This window comes from Umezawaea endophytica (genome assembly GCF_025061645.1).
In the GTDB taxonomy this organism is placed as follows: domain Bacteria; phylum Actinomycetota; class Actinomycetes; order Mycobacteriales; family Pseudonocardiaceae; genus Umezawaea; species Umezawaea endophytica.
The window spans coordinates 72,381-90,074 of record NZ_JANYMP010000008.1; the positions used below are offsets into that span (position 1 = coordinate 72,381).

Below are 17,694 nucleotides of genomic sequence, written 5' to 3' on the forward strand. Positions count from 1 at the left end.
GCGGTTTATCGCAATTCGCACCCTAGGATTTGCCGTTCCGCAGCCGATCGCGCCTGGAGAGGCCTTGCCTGTTCGTTTCCCCCTGCCCGTCATCTCCGTAGGGGCACTCGCCGTGCTGATGGGCCTCGCGCTGGGCATCGGGCTCGGCAGCGCCCCGGACCACCCTCAGGGCGAGAGCGGCGACACGGGCCCGACCCGCGGCGGCGAACCGGAACCGCGCCAGAGCGGCGGCGACCTGCCCCCGATGGACTTCGAGGGGCGGGTGCAGTCGACGTCCCCGCGCCCGTCGAAGGCGTCCACGACGACCGCGCCGTCGGCGTCGGCCGAGACGTCGGTCGCCCAGTCGTCCGAGCCGCGGCGCACCGAGGAGGTGCCAAGCGCGGTCGGGGTCACGCCGACGCCCGCGCTGCCGACGCTGCCGTCGGTCCCGGAGGTCTCGGCCAGTTCGCTCGTCGAGATGCCGTCGACCTCGGTGTCCGCCGGCACGTGAAGGCCCGGTGCGGGGGAGCGCCGCCGCCGATCATCTCCCCCGCACCGGGGTCCGGTACCGGCGCCCGAGCGCCGGAAGTCTGGTGGGGCCCGGTGCGGAGCGGCGCCGCCGCCGATCAACCGCCCCGCACCGGGGTTCGAGGCCGACGCGGGGGAGCGCCGCCGCCGATCAACTCCCCCGCGTCGGTGTACTGGGGGCCGGGGCACCGTCGTGCGCGCCCCGGCCGGGGTCAGCCGCTGGCCGCCACGTCGAGTTCCGGTTCCGCCGCCAGGTCCGCGTACGCCGAGCGCAGCCGCAGCTCGGCGGCCGGGCTCGTGCCGATGGCGTCGAGGCCCAGCAGCGCGGCACCGACGACCGGAGGCAGGTCCACCACGCGGATCCGGGCCATCGGGGCCGAGGTGGACAGGCGGTCGCGCACGGCGCCGACGACGACGTCACCGGTGCCGGTGAGCACGCCGCCGCCGAGCACGACGTCCACCCGCTCCTCCAGCAGGTCGAGCCGTCGCAGCGACACGTCGGCGAGCACGGTGATCTCCTCGACCAGCCGGTCCACGACCTCCAGCGCCACCCGGTCGCCGGAGGCGGCCACGTCGAACAGCACCCGGCACAGCGCGTGCTCGTCCGCTTCCGCCTCGCCGAAGTGGATGCGCTCCACGGCCTCCGCGATGGTCGCCGTGCCGAAGTGCGCGATCACGGCGGGCAGCAGCGCGGTGGGCTTCCCGCGGCCGTCCTCCGCCCGCACGGCGAGCCACAGCGCCTCGCTGCCGATGTGGCCGCCACCACCCCAGTCACCGGAGATCCGGCCCAGCGCCGGGAAGCGGTGCGTGCGGCCGTCCTTGGCGACGGCGACGCAGTTGATGCCCGCGCCGCACACCACCGCGACCCCGATGCCGTCGGTCGTTCCCGCCCTCAGCAGCGCGAACGTGTCGTTGCCGACGACCGTCGTCCCCGACCAGCCGTGCCGTTCGATCTCCGCCTTCAGCTCGTGCTCCTCGCGGGGCAGGTCCGCCCCCGCGAGGTAGGCGGCGGTGTGCCTCGCCACCCGCTCGTCCGGGGACAGCCCAGCCTGCCGGGCCGCCTCGCGGACGAGCCCGTCGAACACCTCCAGGCTGCGTCGCAGGCCGACGTTCTGCGGAGAGGCACCGGGCCCGCGCACCCGCGCGAGCACCTGCCCGTCCGCGTCGACCAGCAACACGGCGGTCTTGCTGTTCCCGCCGTCAATGGCGAGCACCCGGTCGGTCATGCTTGCTGGCTCCTCGTGGGCCGGTGGCTGATCAAGGACGGGAGTTCTTCGCCCACGGCAGGAAGTCCTCGTTCTGCGCGATCAGGTCGTCGGCCAGTCGTTCGGCGGTGGCGTACTGCCCGATCAGCGGGTGGGCGAGCAGCGCGTTCGCCACCCGGTCCCTCCCGCCGTGTACGGCGGCTTCCAGCGCCAGGTACTCGTACCCCGTCACGTTCGCGATCAACCCGGAGAACAGCGGTTCCACCGGCGGCACCGGCAACGGCACCGCGCCGTCGGAGGTGACCGTGGCGGGCACCTCGATCACGGCGTCGTCCGGCAGAAACGGCAGCGTGCCGTCGTTGCGCACGTTCACCACGTGCCGCTCGGCACCCGTGCCACCGGTGAGGGAGTGCACGAGCTGCACCGCCGCCTCCGAGTAGAACGCGCCGCCGCGCTGGGCGAGCTGCTCCGGCTTGGTCACCACCGCGGGGTCCGCGTAGACGTCCATCAGCTCCTTCTCCACCGCCGCGACGGTTTCCGCCCGCGGCACCTCCACCTTCTGCCTCTCGACGACCTCGTCGTGGTGGTAGAAGTAGTTGAGGTAGTAGGACGGGACGGCGTTGAGCCGCCGCATCAGCGGGAGCGGCAGCCGCATGTGCTCGGCCAGGTCCTCCCCGTGCTCGCCCAGCAGTTCAGGCAGCCGGTCGACGCCGCCGACCGTCACGCCGCGCACCCACGTCAGGTGGTTGAGGCCCACGTGGTCCAGCGCCACGGCGTCCGCTTCGACGCCCAGTTGGGCCGCGGCCCAGCGCTGGAAGCCGATGGCCACGTTGCACAGCCCGACGGCCTTGTGCCCCGCCTGCTGGAGCGCGCGCGTCACGATGCCGACCGGGTTGGTGAAGTTCACGATCCACGTGTCCGGCCCGGCCACGGCCCGCACCCGGTCCGCGATGTCCAGCACCACCGGCACGGTCCGCAACGCCTTCGCGAGACCACCGGCACCGGTCGTCTCCTGTCCAACGCACCCGCAGGCCAGCGGGAACGTCTCATCGGTCCGCCGAGCCGCCTGACCACCGACCCGCAACTGGAGCAGCACCGCCGCGGCCCCGTCGACACCCTCCTCCAGGTCCGCGGTGGTGGTGATCCTGGCCGGGTGATCCGCGTGCGCCAGCAGCCGCTGGGCGAACGGGCCGATGACCGACAACCGGTGCGCGTCCGGGTCGACGAGGACGATCTCGTCCACGTCGAGGCTGGTACGACGACCGGCGATGCCGTCGATCAGCTCCGGCGTGTAGGTCGAACCGCCGCCTACAACGGTGAGCTTCATCCTTTGACTCCTGTGAAGGTAATGCCCCGCACGAACGACTTCTGGGCGAAGAGGAACAGGATCAGGACCGGGACCAGCACGAGCACGGTGGCGGCCATGGTGAGGTTCCACTGGGTGGTGCGGTGCATGCCGCGGAACGACGCGAGTGCGATGGACAGCGGCCAGCTATCCTGGCGTTCGCCGACGTACAGCAGCGGGCCGAAGTAGTCGTTCCACGTGTAGAGGAACGTGAACAGCGACGCGGCGGCGATGCCCGGTCTGGTCATGGGCAGCAGGACGCGGTAGAGGATCTGGAACTCGTTGCAGCCGTCGATCCTGGCCGCGTCGAGGTAGTCCTCCGGGATGGTCAGGAAGAACTGGCGCAGCAGGAAGATGCTGAACGCGTCGCCGACCAGGTACGGGACGATCAGCGGCCACAGCGTGCCGGTCAGGCCCACGCCCGCCCACATGCTGTACAGCGGGACTGCGACGACCTGCGGCGGCAGCATCATGGCGGCGATCAGGACCATGAACGCGGCGCTGCTGCCGCGGAACCTGAAGCGCGCCATGGCGTACGCCGCCGGGATGCTGGAGAGCAGCATGCCGACGGTCGCGAAGCCCGAGTACAGCAGGGAGTTGCCGAGGTACGTCCACATCGGGGCCTGTTCGAACACCGACGCGAAGTTGTCGAAGTGCCACTCGGTCGGCCACATGTTCGCCGTCAGCGCCTGCTGGTCGGACATCACCGACGTGAGGAACACGAACAGCAGCGGCACGGTGAAGATCACGCCCATGACGAGCGCGACGCTGTGCACCGCGATCCAGTTGAGGACCTGGACCTTGTTCCTGCGCCGCTTGGGGGTCTGCTTCGCCGACAGGACCTTCGGGGGTTCGCTGAGCAGAGCGGTCATCAGCTCTTCGCCTCCTCGGAGTTCGCGGCGCGGAGCTGGCGGATCAGGATCGCGGTGAAGGCGAAGGACACGACGAACAGCACCACGGCCATCGCCGACGCGTAACCCATGTGGTATGCCCGGAAACCCTGCTGGTAGAGCCAGATCGGGAACGTCAGCGTCGAGTTGTTGGGGTAGCCCATGATCTGGCTGTTGCCGACCAGGCTGGCCGACCCCGACGCCACCGACCCGGCGACGACCGCCTGGGTGAAGTACTGGAGGGCGAAGATCACCGAGTTCACCACGCCGAACAGCAGCACGGGCGCGATGGTCGGGAGCGTGATCTTCCGGAACTGCATCCACGGGCCGGCGCCGTCGAGCTGCGCGGCCTCGTAGAGGTCCTTGGGGACGTCCAGGATCGCGGCCAGGATGATGATCATGATCTCGCCGGAGCCCCACAGGGTGAGCAGCGTCAGCGCGGGCTTCGACAGGGCCGGGTCGTTGAACCACAGCGGACCGTCGATGCCGAACCAGCCGAGCACGGTGTTCACCGGACCGGTGCCGGGGTTGAACACGAAGACGAATGTCAGCGTGGCCGCGACCGGCGGGATCAGCGAAGGCAGGTAGCAGAGCGTGCGGAGCAGGCTGTTGCCCGTGGTGACGCGCGCCAGGATCGAGGCGACACCGAGTCCGAACGCGACCCGCAGGACCGTGATGACCACGACCAGCCACAGCGTGTTCGCCGCGGCCGTCTTGACCACCGGGTCGCCGGTGAACAGGTACACGAAGTTGCGGAGGCCGACGAAGTCGGCGGTGTCGAGCCCGTTGTAGTTGGTCAGCGAGAAGTAGACCGTCGCCAACAACGGGTAGACGAAGAAGACCGCGACGCCGATCGCCCACGGCGCCAGGAAGAGGATCACCCACTTGCGGTTGCGGCCGCGGACCCGAGCCCGCCCCCTGGTGGGGGCGGGACGGGTGGTCGCGGGCTCCGCTGTCCGACCAGCCAGGGTCGTGGTCACGGTGCCCGCCCTACTTGCCGAGTGCCTTGGCGTCGTCGATCTGCTTGTCCAGCGTGGTCAGGCCGCCGCCGAGGTCGGTGTTGGAGCCGGACTGCCAGGCCTCGCCGAAGTCGGACACGATCTTGAGGTACTGGTCGCCGATGGTGCTGGCGGGGTTGGACGTCAGGTTCTTGTTCTGGAAGGCGTCCAGGAACGGCTTGAACGTGTCGCCCAGCTTCAGGTCGGGGCTGCTCAGCGAGGTCTTGGTGCTGGGCACGTTGTGCAGGCCGTTCGCCAGGCCGACCAGCGCGTCGGTGTCGGACGTCAGGTACTTGATCAGGTCCCACGCCGCGCCGGGGTTCTTGGCGCCCTTGGGGATGCCGATGATCGTGCCGGTGGTGTAGCCGCCGCCGTAGTTCTCCGGTTTCGACGTCGGGAGCGCCGTCGTCCCGTAGTTCAGCGCGGGCGTCTGGTCGGCGAGGAACGCCGTGCGGTACTCGCCGTCGATCGCCATGGCGACCTTGCCCGCGTGGAAACCGTTGTCGGCGCTGTACTCCTGGCCGAGACCGGCGGTGAACTTCTGGAGGTTGTCCCAGCCGTAGAAGTCGATGAGCTCCTTCTGCCAGGTGAACATGTCCTTCCAGCCCTGGTCCTGGCCGAGGATGGACTTGCCGTCCTTGTCGATCCACTTGGCGCCGAACATCGTCGCCACGATCTGCGGCTTGAACGCGTAGAAGCCCATCTGGGGCAGGAAGCCCGCGACCTCGATGGAGCCGTCGGCGGCCTTGACGGTCGTCTTCTTGGCGAAGTCGAGCAGTTCGGCCGTGGTCTTCGGCGGGCTGGTCAGGCCTGCCTTCGCGAGCAGGTCCTTGTTGTAGTACAGGCCGTAGACGTCGGCCAGCATCGGCAGCGCGACCCGCTTGCCGTCGTACTCGGTGTAGTCGCGCACCGCCTGGGGGATGTCGTCCAGGTTGTACTTGTCCCGCTCGATGTACGGCTTCAGGTCCTGCCACGCGCCGCTGGACGCGAACTGGCCGATGTTGTCCGTGGTGAACGAGATCGCCACGTCCGGCGGGTTGCCGCTGCGGATCGCCTGGGTGATCTTGTCGTCGTCCTGGCTGCCCTGGTTGTCGATCGTCACGTTCGGGTGCTTGGCGTGGTACTTGTCCAGCGCGTCCTTGACGAGACCCAGTTCGCGGTCGGCGAAGGCGCTCCAGACCTGGATGGTCACGGCCTGGTCGGAACTCGGGGCTTCGGCGGGGCCCGAGGCCGCGCCGCCGCCCGCGGTGCACGCGGCGGCCATGACGCCCGCCGTGGCGACGACGAGTGCTGACCGGAGGCGAAGCCGCGAACGGCCTGGCTTGGTGCGCATTGGCCCTCCTGGGAGATTCAACGGTGGGTGGGGTGGGCGAAACCGACGGCCGCGTTGCCGTGGCGCGGGCCTCGGAAGGGTTCGGTCGTGGCGGCGGGTAGGCCGAACACCTGTTCCCTGGCAACGGAAAGAGCCGTGTGCAGTGCGCCGGAGCGCACCGGCTTCCCGGTGACCAGGGCGAGTTGGACGGGGGTGCGGGGCACCACCAGTTGGCGGATCTCCGCCGAGACGAGGTCGACGAGCGTCGTGCCGCCCGCCTGGGCCACGTCGCCGGAGAGGAGGATGAGTTCGGGGTCGAGGACGCTGATCACGCCCGCGACGCCGGTGGCGATGCGGCGGGCGAGGTCGATCAGGAACTCGCGGCCCGCGGGTCCCGAGCTGAGCGCCTTGCGGACGGCGCCCTCACCGGTGCGGGCAGCCAGGCCGTGCGCGCGGGCCAGTCGGACCAGCGCGCCGTTGTCCATGAGTTCACCGAAGGTGCCGCCGGTGCGGTCCGTCCCGGTCTCCGCGTTGGCGCGGTCGGGGATCTGGAGGCCGTCGATCTCGCCCGCGCCGCCCGTGGCGCCGCGCAGCAGGACGCCGTTGACGACCACCGCCGCGCCCACCGCGTCGGCGGGCCAGATGAGGACGAAGTCGCGGACCTCGGTGGCCCGGCCCGCGATCATCTCCTCCACGGCGACCAGGTTGACGTCGTTCTCGACCGTCACGGTGGTGCCCAGGAGTTCGTGCAGTTCGGCGAGCAGGTCGAACCCGCCCCAGCCCGGCATGTGCGGGGCGTAGGCGAGCTTGCCCGTGGCGGGGTCCACCGCGCCGGGGCTGCCCACCACGACGTGGTGGAGCGCGTCCGGGGTGAGGCCCGCCTGGCCCGCGGCCTTGCTGACGGCGCTGTGGAACGCTTCCAGGACCTCGGCCTTGCCCGCCTTCGGCATCGGCGCGCTGTGCTCGGTGAGCAGCGCGCCGGAGATGTCGGCGATGGCCACGTCGACGTTGTCCGGGGTGAGGTCCACGGCCGCGACGTGCGCGAGTGCGCCGTTGACCGACCAGAGCTGGGCCCTCGGCCCCCGGCCGCCGCCGCGCAAACCGTTGCGCAGGACGGTGTCCGACTCCTCCAGCCTGGTGAGGAGCTGAGCGGTCGCGGGTTTGGATAGGCCGATCAGACCTTCCAGTTCGGCTCTCGTGAGAGGACCGTTGCGGAGCAGCGCCTCGATGGCGGCGCGGTCGTTGATCTCGCGCAGCAGCCGTGGGCTTCCGGCTCGCATCGGATCTCCTGTCTGTTAACTTTCCAGACTATTTCGGGCAACCGTAGTTACGGGGGTCACAATCGTCAACACTCTTGCCGAACGCTGATGCGGGTCCGTTACCTGGGTAAGGTTTGCCTAAGGCAAGCTTGAGGCATGACCGAGACCCGTCAGGAGTCCCTGGCCGAGCTGCTGGGTGGTCGCGGTGGGGCGATCGACGCCTCGCTGCCGCCCGTCGCCTTCGTCGTCGGCTGGCTGGCCGCCGGGCAGTCCGTGGTCGTCGGGGCCTGGGCCGCCGTGCTGTGCGGCGTGCTGGTGGGGGTCGTCCGGCTGGCTCGGGGCGAACGTCCCCGCGCCGCCGTCGTGAGCGTCCTGATGGTGGTGGTCGCCGCGCTGGTGGCGCTGTACACCGGGCGCGCGGAGGACTTCTTCCTCGTCCAGCTCCTGTCCAACGTGGCCAGTGCCCTGCTGTGGGCCGCGAGCATCGTGGTGCGGTGGCCGCTGCTCGGGGTCGTCGTCGGGATCGTGGTGGGGCAGAAGACCAGGTGGCGCAAGGACCCGGCGCTGGTGCGGGCCTACGGGATCGCGAGCTGGGCCTGGGTCGGGCAGTACGTGCTCCGCGTCCTCGTCTTCGGGTCGCTGTGGCTGACCGGGCAGGTGGTGGCGCTCGGCGTCGCCCGTGCCGCGCTGACCTGGCCGTTGCAGGCGGTGTGCCTGGCCGCGTCGTGGTGGCTGCTGCGCCGCGCGCTGCCCGAGGGCCATCCGGGCCTGCGGCACCCGCAGGTCGCCGAGTGACCCGAACGGCCTGACCGGCTCAGGCGGGCCTGGGGGCGGTGGGACCGAGCAGGTCCACGGCTGCCAGCCAGGCCGCGCCCGCCGCGCCTTCCGTCGCCAACCGCACGGGCGCCTTCGCCCTCGCGCTGAGCATCGCCCGCAGGCGGTCGCCCACCGGGCTCGACGGGCCGACCAGGCTGCCCACCAGGACGATCGGCGTGGTCTCCTCGGGGTCCCTGGCGGCCATCGCCGTGTCCGCCAGGTAGGTCGCCGCCGCTTCCACGATCTCCTGCGCGTGCGGGTCCCGGTCCGCCGCCATGGCGCTGACCAGGGGCGCGTACCTCGCCAGGCCGATCGGCGGGGCGCTGTTCACCACGGTGATCAGCCTCGACCACATGCGGTGGCGCTCGGTGGTCTCCACCAGCGACATCCCCAGCACGGCCTCCGCCAGCGCCGACAGCGGGTCTGCTGTCTCCAACTGGGCCAGCGTGTCCCGCACGGCCGACCGGCCCATCCAGAACGCCGAGCCCTCGTCGCCCAGCAGCCAGCCGTAACCGCCGCTGGTCCTGGTCATCCGGTGGTCGACGATCTTCGCCGCGATCGACCCCGTGCCCGCGACCACCACCGTGCCGTCCGGGGACGCCGAGCCCGCGGCGAACGCCGCCTCGCTGTCCGTCACCACGCGCATCGGGCACCGCAGGCCCGCTCCCGTCCACGCCTCCTCGAAGAGGGTGGCCACCGCCGGGTCCGTCAGCTTGCTGGAGCCCGCCATGCCGAGGACTCCCGATTGGACCTTCCGGACGTCCAGGCCGTCCAGCGCGGCGCGCAGCGCGTCGCGGATCTGGGCCGCCGCCCTGGCGGGCGGGTGGGAGTTGGGGTTCGCGCCGCCCGCCACGCCCGCTCCCAGCCTGGTCCCGTCAAGGTCCAGCACGACCGCCCTGGTAGAGGTGCCGCCGGCGTCCAGTCCCACCACGAAGCCCATTCGACCGAGTATGGCCGGAACGGGACGGGCCCGGCACACCCAACCGGGTACGCCGGACCCGCGATCCGGAGTGGTCAGTCGCGGTCGGTGACCTTCACGAGGTTGGCGCGCCGACCGGTCGCGTTGTGGTGCTGGAGGACCAGCAGCGAGCCCGCGCCGTCGGCGGCCAGCGCCGCTGGGTCGCGGTTGACCACCAGCTCGGTGCCCGGCGCGGCCAGGTAGGTCAGGGCGGCGTCGCCACCGCCCTGGAACCAGAGCCCCGGCTTGAGCGGGTCGAAGGACATCGGGGTGCCGATCTGGTCGATGACCCCGTCCTCGTTGCCCGGCGCGGTGTAGATGCCGTCCGTCGCCACCGTGTAGGTGATGCGGTGCGACGCGCCCGCCGGGTCGATGCCCAGCGCGGTCAGCGCCACCGGGAGGACCACCACGTCGGTGTCCATGACGTTGGTGTCGACGTCGCCGTACTGGCCGTTGACCGGCTGCTCGTCCACGACGGTGCCGTCCGCCGACCTCGTCCTGGCGAGCCAGTGGTCCGCCTTCACGCTCCCGTTGGCGTCCTTGGGCTTCGCGACCACGGTGGTGAAGTCGGCCTGGCCGTCGCCGGTGGTGTCGATGGAGATCTCCGGCGTGTTGGTGCTGCCGAGGGTGACCCAGTTCGCCCACGTGGCGACGCCGAACGCGAGCAGCGCTTCGGCGGACCCGCCCTGCGCTTTCACCAGCGGAGCGGTGGAGGTCGCGCCCACGTAGCGGAGGTCGCCGCCCTTGGCCGTGGTGTTGGCCGCGCAGTCCGACTTCCTGACGTCGTCGCAGGCGGGCAGCTCGTCGCTGGTGCCCTGGAGCTCGAAGGCGCTGAGCAGCGAGCGGTAGGCGAGGTCGCCCTCGCCCTGGTCGACGCCGCGCCCGTCGACGGTCAGGACCCCGCGGTCACCGGTGAACTCCGCCGCGCTCGTGGTCAGGTCCGCCACCGGCTTGGGGGCCGCGTAGACCGGGACCCGCAAGGCGGTGGGGTTCCCGCCGGGCTTGACGACCAGCCTGCCGGACGCCTCGGCGAGGAACTGCCGCGCGTGGTCCGCCTGCTGCTTCACGACGGTCGGGTCGGCGGACTTGCGGAGCCGCGAAGGGTCGTCGACGCGCAGGGTGACCCGGAAGTCGGCCGTGCCGTGCGGCTGGAGGACGACCACGGGTGTCGACACGTCGAAGTCGACACCGGGGACGGACGTGACCGGCTGGTAGGAGATGGACGCGGTGCGGGGCCTGCCGCTCTTGTTGACGACCCGCACCGTCTTCGCCAGGGAGACCGGGCCCCCCACCTCGACCGGGCCGAAGGACACGCCGACCGAGCCGGGGTCGTCCTCCACCATGGCCAGCACCTCGGTGCCGACCGCGGCGCGGGCGTCGACCCGGCCCGCGCCGACCCGCATCGGGGCCTCGGTGGTGCCGGTCGTGTTGTCGTCGCCGGACGTCACGTCGGCGCCCGCGGTGTTCACGACCGCGGCCTTGACCTCCTCCGGGGACCAGTCCGGGTGGGTTTCGCGGACCAGCGCGGCGATGCCCGCGACGTGCGGGGACGACATCGAGGTGCCGCCCTTGCTCGCGGCGTCCGTGCCGGTGCCGACGTCCGCCGACAGGATGGTGTCGCCGGGGGCCGCGACGTCCGGCTTGGCGGCGGTGGCGCCGCGGGCGCCCCTGGACGAGGTCGGGGTGATGGTGTCCGCGAGCTTCGGCGTGGTGGTGGGCACGTTCTTGCGGAGCGCGCCGGTCATGCGCACCTTGAGGGACCCGTTCTCCAGCGCGGGCCTCACCTGGTCCGTCGCGGTGCTGGTGAGCTGGAAGACCGGGATGGCGGCGTTGCCCGCGATGCTCGCGGTGAAGTTGTCGCGGGTGGAGGACAGGACGGCGCCCGCCGCGCCCGCGGCCTCCGCGTTGTCGGTGCGCACGGCCGATCCGCACTCGCGGGTCGACTCGTCGTCGTCCCACTCCAGCCAGGCGAACTTCCCCGCCACGCGCGCCTTGTCGGCGTCGGAGAACGGCTCGCAGCCGTCCAGGTTCTCCGGGTCGGCGGGCGGGACGGCCTCCGCGGTCAGGTCCAGCGCGTCGTAGCCGGTGAAGTTCAGGCTGTACTGGCCCGCCCGCGTGGCGCCGTCCACCTCCAGGCCGTCGAGCACCGCGAACGCGTCCCTGGTGTTGGCCACCGCCAGCGCCTCCGGCGTGTTGGCCGGGGAACCGCCCACGTCGTAGAAGTCGCCGCCGTTGCCCGCCGAGGCGACGACGAGCACGCCCGCGGCGGTGATCTTGCGGACGAACAGGGAGTCCGGGTCGTCCTGGCCCGAGTAGTCGCCGCCGAGGGACAGGTTCACGACGTCGAGGTGGTCGGAGAAGTCGCCGTCGCCGTTCGGGTCCAGCGTCCAGTCGAGCGCCTGCGCGGTGAGGTTGGTGCTGCCCTCGCAGCCGAAGATCTTCACCGCGTAGAGCGACGCCTTCGGGGCCGTGCCGGGGCCGATCTTCATCTTGGCCAGCGCGTCGGCGTCGAGCGCCGAGTAGTCGCCGGTGAACGTCGAGCCGTCGGCGTTCTCGCCGTAGCCCGCCGCCGTGCCCGCGACGTGGGTGCCGTGGCCCGCGCAGTCGAGCGGGTTGTCGTCCGGCTTCGGCGTGGACTTCTCGGGGTAGCGGGCGTCGTAGTCGTCGCCGGAGAAGTCCTTGCCGCCCACCACCTTGGCGGTCGGGAAGACGGACGGGGCCGCCGTCGTGCTGTCGACGGCGTCGTAGGCGGCGACGGTGCCGGGGCCGCCGAAGTCGGCGTGCGTGAAGTCGATCCCGGTGTCGACGACGCCGACGCGCATCCCGTCACCGAGGCGGCCGGTCTGCTGCCACACCTTCAGCGCGTTGGTGAGCTGGACCGAACTGGCGTTGTGGACGAACTTGGGCACGCTCAGGCGGACGGCCCTGACCTCGGGCATGGAGGCCAGCTCGCGGAGTTCGGCGGCGTCGGCCGTGACGACCACGCCGGGGACGGCGTTGGAGGTCTTGCCGACCTCCCTGGTCGCCGAGTCCTTGTCGCGCAGCGCGCGGAGGACCTTGTCGGCCTTGGCGTCGCTGCGCCGCCTGGTCTCCTTCGCCGCGGTGGTGGCCAGGTCGGTGCCCTCGCCCCTGGACCGCGCCGCGGTGTACGCCTCGACCGCGGGCGGCCCGGTCAGCTCGACGAACGCGGTCACGGTGCCGGTGGCCCGCGTGAGCGACTCGCCGACCCGCCCGACGATCGGCCCGCCCCCGACGGCGGGCACGGGGGTGGCGAGTGGGAGGTCCGGGACGGCGGACGCGGCGCCCGTGGCGTTCAGGAGGGCCGCGACCAGCAGCGCCGAGGCCGCGAGCACCCCGCTGGACCGGGGGGTCCGGTGGTTGTTCATGTACTTCCTTCGTCAGGCGGCGGTGCCAGCTCAAGGGCATCGTTGGGCCTTCAGCCGCACGGTGTTCCCCCCAACGGCGGAGTGATGGACCATCAGACCGGCGGTATGGGCAGTTCTGGAAGACCATTCATCGGACGACTTCCCGTCACGGCTCTAGACGGGAGCGGTCCCCGCCAGCTATACATCCGATGTATTGCGTCACGACGAGGAGGAACAGCCGTGCAGTTCTTGCGTCTCGGAGAACCGGGCTCCGAACGGCCCGCGGTCCGCCACGACGGCAGCACGTACGACCTCGCGCCGCTGACCGCGGACGTCGACGGCGGGTTCCTCGCCGCCGACGGCGTCGGTGCCACGAGGGCCGCGCTGGCGGCGGGCGACCTGCCCGCGCTGGACGAGGCCGACCTGCGCGTCGGGCCGCCGATCGCGCCTCCCGGCAAGGTGATCTGCATCGGCCTCAACTACCGCGACCACGCGGAGGAGACCGGCGCCGAGATCCCCGCCGAACCCGTCGTGTTCCTCAAGACGGCCGACACGATCGTGGGCCCGTACGACCAGGTGCTGATCCCCCGGAAGTCGGTCAAGACCGACTGGGAGGTCGAACTGGGCATCGTGATCGGCAGGACCGCGAGGTACGTGGAGTCCGACGCCGAGGCGCTGGCCTGCGTCGCCGGGTACGTGCTCTCGCACGACGTGTCCGAGCGGGAGTTCCAGATCGAGCGCGGCGGCACCTGGGACAAGGGCAAGAACTGCGAGACTTTCAACCCGCTCGGCCCCTTCCTCGTCCCCGCCGACGAGATCGCCGACCCCCAGCGGCTGGAGCTGCGGCTGTGGGTGAACGGCGAGCTGAAGCAGGACTCCTCCACCAAGAACATGATCTTCCCGGTGGCCGAGGTCGTGCGCTACCTGAGCCAGTTCATGGTCCTCCGACCGGGTGACCTCATCAACACCGGCACGCCCGCGGGCGTGGCGCTGGGGCAGCCGGAGCCGAAGCCGTACCTGCGGGAGGGCGACGTGGTCGAGTTGGAGGTCGAGGGGCTCGGCAGGCAGAAGCAAACGTTCGGGCAGGCCTGAGCATGGCGGCGATCGTCGGGCTCGACGTGCTCGACATCCGGTTCCCGACCTCGCGCGAGCTGGACGGCTCGGACGCGATGAACCCGGACCCGGACTACTCGGCCGCCTACGTGGTGCTGCGCACCGACGAGGGCCCGGACGGCTACGGCCTGGCGTTCACGATCGGGCGCGGCAACGACGTGCAGGCCGCCGCGATCCGCGCGCTGGCCCCGCACGTCGTCGGCAAGCCCGTCCCCGAGGACGCCGCCGCGCTCGGCGCGCTGTCCGCGGAGCTGGTCGGCGACTCGCAGCTCCGCTGGCTCGGCCCGGAGAAGGGCGTCGTGCACATGGCGGTCGGGGCGGTGGTCAACGCCGCGTGGGACCTCGCGTCCCGCCGGGCCGGACAACCGCTGTGGCGGTTCCTCTCCGCCATGACGCCCGAGGAGGTCGTCGGGCTGGTCGACTTCCGGTACCTGTCCGACGCGCTCACGCCCGCCGAGGCGCTGGAGCTGCTCCGCGCAGGTCAGGAGGGCCGGGACGAGCGGATCGCGCTGCTGGAGCGCGACGGCTACCCGGCCTACACGACCTCACCCGGCTGGCTCGGGTACTCCGACGACAAGCTGTCCGGACTGGCCAGGCAGGCCGTCGCCGACGGCTTCACGATGATCAAGCTCAAGGTCGGCGGCGACCTGGACGACGACGTGCGGCGGATGAAGCTCGCCCGCGAGGTCGTCGGCGCGGACGTCCGCATCGCGGTCGACGCCAACCAGCGCTGGGACGTCGGCACGGCCGTCGACTGGATGCGCGAACTGGCGCCGTACGGCCCGTACTGGATCGAGGAGCCGACCTCGCCGGACGACGTCCTCGGCCACCAGGCCATCGCGCGGGCCGTCGCGCCGATCAAGGTCGCGACCGGCGAGCACGTGCAGAACCGGGTGGTGTTCAAGCAACTGCTCCAGGCGGGAGCGCTCGACGTGCTCCAGCTCGACGCGTGCCGGGTCGCGGGCGTCAACGAGAACGTCGCGATCCTGCTGCTGGCCAAGAAGTTCGGCGTCCCGGTGTGCCCGCACGCCGGCGGCGTCGGGCTCTGCGAGCTGGTCAGGCACCTGTCGATGTTCGACTTCGCGGTGGTGTCCGGGACGATGGACGACCGGGTGATCGAGTGGGTCGACCACCTGCACGACCACTTCCTGGACCCGGCCGTGGTGCGTGACGGGCGGTACCTCGCGCCGACGCGGCCGGGGTTCTCCGCACGGCTCAAGGACGAGACGCTGGCCGACTTCCGCTACCCGGACGGTCCGGTGTGGACGGCACTGGGAACGGAGGCGTGAGATGACCGACTTCACCGACCTGGTCGCCGTGGTGACCGGTGGCGCGTCCGGGATCGGCCTGGCGACCGCGAAGCTGCTCGCCTCGCGCGGCGCGCGGGTGGCCTGCCTGGACCTCAAGCCGGAGGGCGTCGAGGCCCCGCTGGTCGGCGTCGGCGCGGACGTGTCCGACGACGAGAGCGTGCGGGCCGCCATCGCCGCCGTCGTCGAGCGGTTCGGCCGGATCGACGTCGTGGTCAACAACGCGGGCATCGGCGCGCAGGGCGACGTGACCGCGAACCCCGACGACGAGTGGCACAGGGTGCTCGACGTGAACGTGCTCGGCATGGTCCGGGTGTCGCGGGCGGCGCTGCCGCACCTGCGCGAGTCGCCGTCCGCGGCGATCGTGAACACCTGCTCGATCGCGGCCTGGGCCGGGCTGCCGCAGCGCGCGCTGTACTCCGCCAGCAAGGGCGCGGTGCACGCGTTGACGCTGGCCATGGCCGCCGACCACGTCCGCGAGGGCATCCGGGTCAACGCGGTCGCCCCCGGCACGGCCGACACCCCGTGGGTCGGGCGGCTGCTCGACTCGGCACCGGACCCCGCCGCCGAGCGCGCCGCGCTGGAGGCCCGCCAGCCGCACGGGCGGCTGGTGTCGGCGGACGAGGTGGCGGGCGCCGTGGCGTACCTGGCGTCGCCGCTGTCGGGGTCGACGGCGGGCACCGTCCTCGCCGTCGATGGCGGCATGCACGGACTGCGCCTGCGTCCCACGACCTGAGGGGTTCGTCGTGAAGGTTTCGTTGACACGCCTGGGGTTCGGCGCCGCGCCGATCGGCAACCTGTACGGCGAGGTCTCCGACGAGGAGGCGCACGCGGCCGTGGACGCCGCGTGGGACAGCGGGGTCAGGTACTTCGACACGGCGCCGCACTACGGGCTCGGGCTGTCCGAACGGCGGCTCGGCTCGGCGCTCGGCGGCAGGCCGCGGTCGGGGTACGTGCTCTCGACGAAGGTCGGGCGGGTGCTGGAGCCGTTCGACGGCGGCGGTGACGACCTGGCCAACGGGTTCGCCGTGCCCGCTTCCTCGCGGCGGGTGTGGGACTTCAGCGCGGACGGCGTCCGGCGGTCGCTGGAGTCCTCTTTGGAGCGACTCGGCACGGACCACGTCGACGTCGTGTACCTGCACGACCCGGACGAGCACTGGGAAGTGGCCGCGCGCCAAGGGATCCCGGCCCTGGTGGACCTGCGGGAGCAGGGGGTCGTCGGCGCGATCGGGGTCGGGATGAACCAGTGGGAGATGCCCGCCAGGTTCGTCCGCGAGACCGATGTGGACGTGGTGATGCTGGCGGGCCGGTACACGCTGCTGGAGCAGGCCGCGCTGCCGGAGTTCCTGCCGCTGTGCCTGGAGCGCGGGGTGTCCGTGGTGGCCGCCGGGGTGTTCAACTCCGGGCTGCTGTCCCGGCCAGAGGTGCCCGACGACGCGAAGTACGACTACGCCGACGCGCCCGCCGAGGTGGTGGACCGGGCCCGGCGGATCGCGGCGGTGTGCGGGGAGCACGGGGTGGCGCTGCCGCGGGTGGCGATCCAGTTCGCACTCGGGCACCCGGCCGTCGTGAGCGTGGTCATCGGGTCGCGGACGGGGGAGCAGATGCGGTCCAACGCGGCGGACTTCGCCGACCCCGTTCCGGCCGCGCTGTGGAGTTCGTTGCGGGACAGGGGTTTGCTGGACGCGGAGGTGCCGGTGCCGTGATCGTCGACGCTCATCACCACCTGTGGGACCTGGACGTCCGCGACCAGGACTGGATCACCGACCCGCCGATGGGCGTGCTGCGGCGGAGCTTCCGCGCGGCCGACCTGGAGGCGGTGGCGAAGGCGTCCGGCGTCGTGCGGACGGTGCTGGTGCAGACCGTCACCGTGCCGGAGGAGACGCCGGAGCTGCTCGTCGTCGCCGAGGAGTCCGAGCTGGTCGGCGCGGTCGTCGGGTGGGCGGACCTGACGGCGCCGGACGTCGCGGACGTGCTGGCCGGGCTCGCGGAAGGGCACGGCGGGTCGTGGCTGCGGGGCATCCGGCACCAGGTGCAGGGCGAGCCGGACCCGGAGTGGTTGTGCCGCAAGGACGTCTGGCGCGGGTTGACCGCCGTCGGCCGGGCCGGGCTGGTGTACGAGCTGCTGACGCTGCCGGGCCAGCTCCCCGCCGCGCGGCGGACCGTCGCCGCGCTGCCGAACGTGCGGTTCGTGGTGGACCACTGCTCGAAGCCGCCGATCGCGTCCGGCGACCTGGCGGAGTGGGCCGAGCTGATCAGGTCGCTGGCGGCGCACGACAACGTGACGTGCAAGGTGTCCGGGCTGGTGACGGAGGCCGACTGGGCGCGGTGGACGGTCGACGACCTGCGGCCGTGCTTCGAGGTCGTGCTGGACGCGTTCGGGCCGGAACGGCTGGTGTTCGGGTCGGACTGGCCGGTGTGCCTGCTGGCCGCGGAGTACGCGGACGTGGTCACGGCGGCGCGCGAGCTGACCGGCGAGCTGTCGGAGGCCGAGCGGCGAAAGGTCTTCGCGGACACGGCCGTCGAGGTCTACAGTCTGGCGGTGTAAGGACAACACTGGTCAGCGCCAGGTTGGTGGTGGAGCGTGCTGGCCGTCCCGCGCGTGCGCGGGTACGGACG

The 17,694-nt window shown here is 71.8% G+C and carries 15 protein-coding genes; 7 read left to right on the forward strand and 8 right to left on the reverse strand.

Going from position 1 to position 17,694, the window contains the following annotated elements:
• Positions 1-64 precede the first annotated feature (64 nt).
• Complete coding sequence (locus tag NZH93_RS18360; RefSeq protein ID WP_259624336.1) at positions 65-490, forward strand: hypothetical protein; 426 nt, start codon at positions 65-67, stop codon at positions 488-490.
• A 229-nt stretch (positions 491-719) separates the two neighbouring features.
• Here NZH93_RS18360 and NZH93_RS18365 read toward each other — a convergent pair whose 3' ends face one another.
• The 6 genes from NZH93_RS18365 to NZH93_RS18390 are packed head-to-tail and all read right to left on the reverse strand — an operon-like array spanning position 720 to position 7,537.
• A complete protein-coding gene (locus NZH93_RS18365; protein WP_259624337.1) occupies positions 720-1,733 on the reverse strand; it encodes an N-acetylglucosamine kinase in 1,014 nt (337 codons plus the stop codon).
• A gap of 31 nt (positions 1,734-1,764) precedes the next feature.
• Complete coding sequence (locus NZH93_RS18370; RefSeq protein WP_259624338.1) at positions 1,765-3,039, reverse strand: 6-phospho-beta-glucosidase; 1,275 nt, start codon at positions 3,037-3,039, stop codon at positions 1,765-1,767.
• Positions 3,036-3,929, reverse strand: coding sequence for a carbohydrate ABC transporter permease (locus tag NZH93_RS18375; protein ID WP_259624339.1), 894 nt, complete (start codon positions 3,927-3,929; stop codon positions 3,036-3,038). The genes NZH93_RS18370 and NZH93_RS18375 overlap by 4 nt, the downstream gene beginning before the upstream one ends.
• Positions 3,929-4,927, reverse strand: coding sequence for a carbohydrate ABC transporter permease (locus NZH93_RS18380; RefSeq protein WP_372506680.1), 999 nt, complete (start codon positions 4,925-4,927; stop codon positions 3,929-3,931). The genes NZH93_RS18375 and NZH93_RS18380 overlap by 1 nt, the downstream gene beginning before the upstream one ends.
• Positions 4,928-4,937: 10 nt before the next feature.
• Positions 4,938-6,278: an ABC transporter substrate-binding protein gene (locus NZH93_RS18385; protein WP_259624340.1), complete on the reverse strand. Its 1,341-nt coding sequence runs from the start codon at positions 6,276-6,278 to the stop codon at positions 4,938-4,940.
• Between the two features lie 17 nt (positions 6,279-6,295).
• The gene (locus tag NZH93_RS18390) at positions 6,296-7,537 is read right to left on the reverse strand and encodes an ROK family transcriptional regulator (RefSeq protein WP_259624341.1); all 1,242 of its coding nucleotides are present in this window, start codon (positions 7,535-7,537) and stop codon (positions 6,296-6,298) included.
• A 135-nt stretch (positions 7,538-7,672) separates the two neighbouring features.
• Between NZH93_RS18390 and NZH93_RS18395 the strand changes: the two genes are divergently transcribed.
• On the forward strand, positions 7,673-8,311 hold the full coding sequence (locus tag NZH93_RS18395) for a DUF3159 domain-containing protein (RefSeq protein WP_259624342.1): 639 nt from the start codon (positions 7,673-7,675) through the stop codon (positions 8,309-8,311).
• Between the two features lie 19 nt (positions 8,312-8,330).
• Here NZH93_RS18395 and NZH93_RS18400 read toward each other — a convergent pair whose 3' ends face one another.
• Both NZH93_RS18400 and NZH93_RS18405 read right to left on the reverse strand, forming a co-directional pair.
• Complete coding sequence (locus NZH93_RS18400) at positions 8,331-9,272, reverse strand: N-acetylglucosamine kinase (RefSeq protein ID WP_259624343.1); 942 nt, start codon at positions 9,270-9,272, stop codon at positions 8,331-8,333.
• A 74-nt stretch (positions 9,273-9,346) separates the two neighbouring features.
• Positions 9,347-12,676 carry a S8 family serine peptidase gene (locus NZH93_RS18405; RefSeq protein WP_259624344.1) on the reverse strand — a complete coding sequence of 1,110 codons (3,330 nt, stop codon included), beginning with the start codon at positions 12,674-12,676 and terminating at the stop codon, positions 9,347-9,349.
• Between the two features lie 219 nt (positions 12,677-12,895).
• On the opposite strand from NZH93_RS18405, the gene NZH93_RS18410 reads away from it, so the two are divergent.
• From NZH93_RS18410 to NZH93_RS18430, 5 genes are read left to right on the forward strand one after another with little or no spacing between them, the layout of a single operon-like run.
• On the forward strand, positions 12,896-13,747 hold the full coding sequence (locus tag NZH93_RS18410; protein ID WP_259624345.1) for a fumarylacetoacetate hydrolase family protein: 852 nt from the start codon (positions 12,896-12,898) through the stop codon (positions 13,745-13,747).
• 2 nt (positions 13,748-13,749) lie between these two features.
• The gene (locus NZH93_RS18415; RefSeq protein WP_259624346.1) at positions 13,750-15,057 is read left to right on the forward strand and encodes an enolase C-terminal domain-like protein; all 1,308 of its coding nucleotides are present in this window, start codon (positions 13,750-13,752) and stop codon (positions 15,055-15,057) included.
• 1 nt (position 15,058) lies between these two features.
• Complete coding sequence (locus NZH93_RS18420; RefSeq protein ID WP_259624347.1) at positions 15,059-15,811, forward strand: SDR family NAD(P)-dependent oxidoreductase; 753 nt, start codon at positions 15,059-15,061, stop codon at positions 15,809-15,811.
• A gap of 10 nt (positions 15,812-15,821) precedes the next feature.
• Positions 15,822-16,781 carry an aldo/keto reductase gene (locus NZH93_RS18425; RefSeq protein WP_259624348.1) on the forward strand — a complete coding sequence of 320 codons (960 nt, stop codon included), beginning with the start codon at positions 15,822-15,824 and terminating at the stop codon, positions 16,779-16,781.
• Complete coding sequence (locus tag NZH93_RS18430; protein ID WP_372506706.1) at positions 16,781-17,623, forward strand: amidohydrolase family protein; 843 nt, start codon at positions 16,781-16,783, stop codon at positions 17,621-17,623. The genes NZH93_RS18425 and NZH93_RS18430 overlap by 1 nt, the downstream gene beginning before the upstream one ends.
• The last annotated feature ends 71 nt before the right edge of the window (positions 17,624-17,694 follow it).

Excerpts from the sequence above, each read along its gene's own strand:
- NZH93_RS18365 (WP_259624337.1), bottom strand. The coding sequence starts at position 1,733 with ATGACCGACCGGGTGCTCGCCATTGACGGCGGGAACAGCAAGACCGCC.
- NZH93_RS18370 (WP_259624338.1), bottom strand. The coding sequence starts at position 3,039 with ATGAAGCTCACCGTTGTAGGCGGCGGTTCGACCTACACGCCGGAGCTG.
- NZH93_RS18375 (WP_259624339.1), bottom strand. The coding sequence starts at position 3,929 with ATGACCGCTCTGCTCAGCGAACCCCCGAAGGTCCTGTCGGCGAAGCAG.
- NZH93_RS18385 (WP_259624340.1), bottom strand. The coding sequence starts at position 6,278 with ATGCGCACCAAGCCAGGCCGTTCGCGGCTTCGCCTCCGGTCAGCACTC.
- NZH93_RS18390 (WP_259624341.1), bottom strand. The coding sequence starts at position 7,537 with ATGCGAGCCGGAAGCCCACGGCTGCTGCGCGAGATCAACGACCGCGCC.
- NZH93_RS18395 (WP_259624342.1), top strand. The coding sequence starts at position 7,673 with ATGACCGAGACCCGTCAGGAGTCCCTGGCCGAGCTGCTGGGTGGTCGC.
- NZH93_RS18400 (WP_259624343.1), bottom strand. The coding sequence starts at position 9,272 with ATGGGCTTCGTGGTGGGACTGGACGCCGGCGGCACCTCTACCAGGGCG.
- NZH93_RS18405 (WP_259624344.1), bottom strand. The coding sequence starts at position 12,676 with ATGAACAACCACCGGACCCCCCGGTCCAGCGGGGTGCTCGCGGCCTCG.
- NZH93_RS18415 (WP_259624346.1), top strand. The coding sequence starts at position 13,750 with ATGGCGGCGATCGTCGGGCTCGACGTGCTCGACATCCGGTTCCCGACC.
- NZH93_RS18420 (WP_259624347.1), top strand. The coding sequence starts at position 15,059 with ATGACCGACTTCACCGACCTGGTCGCCGTGGTGACCGGTGGCGCGTCC.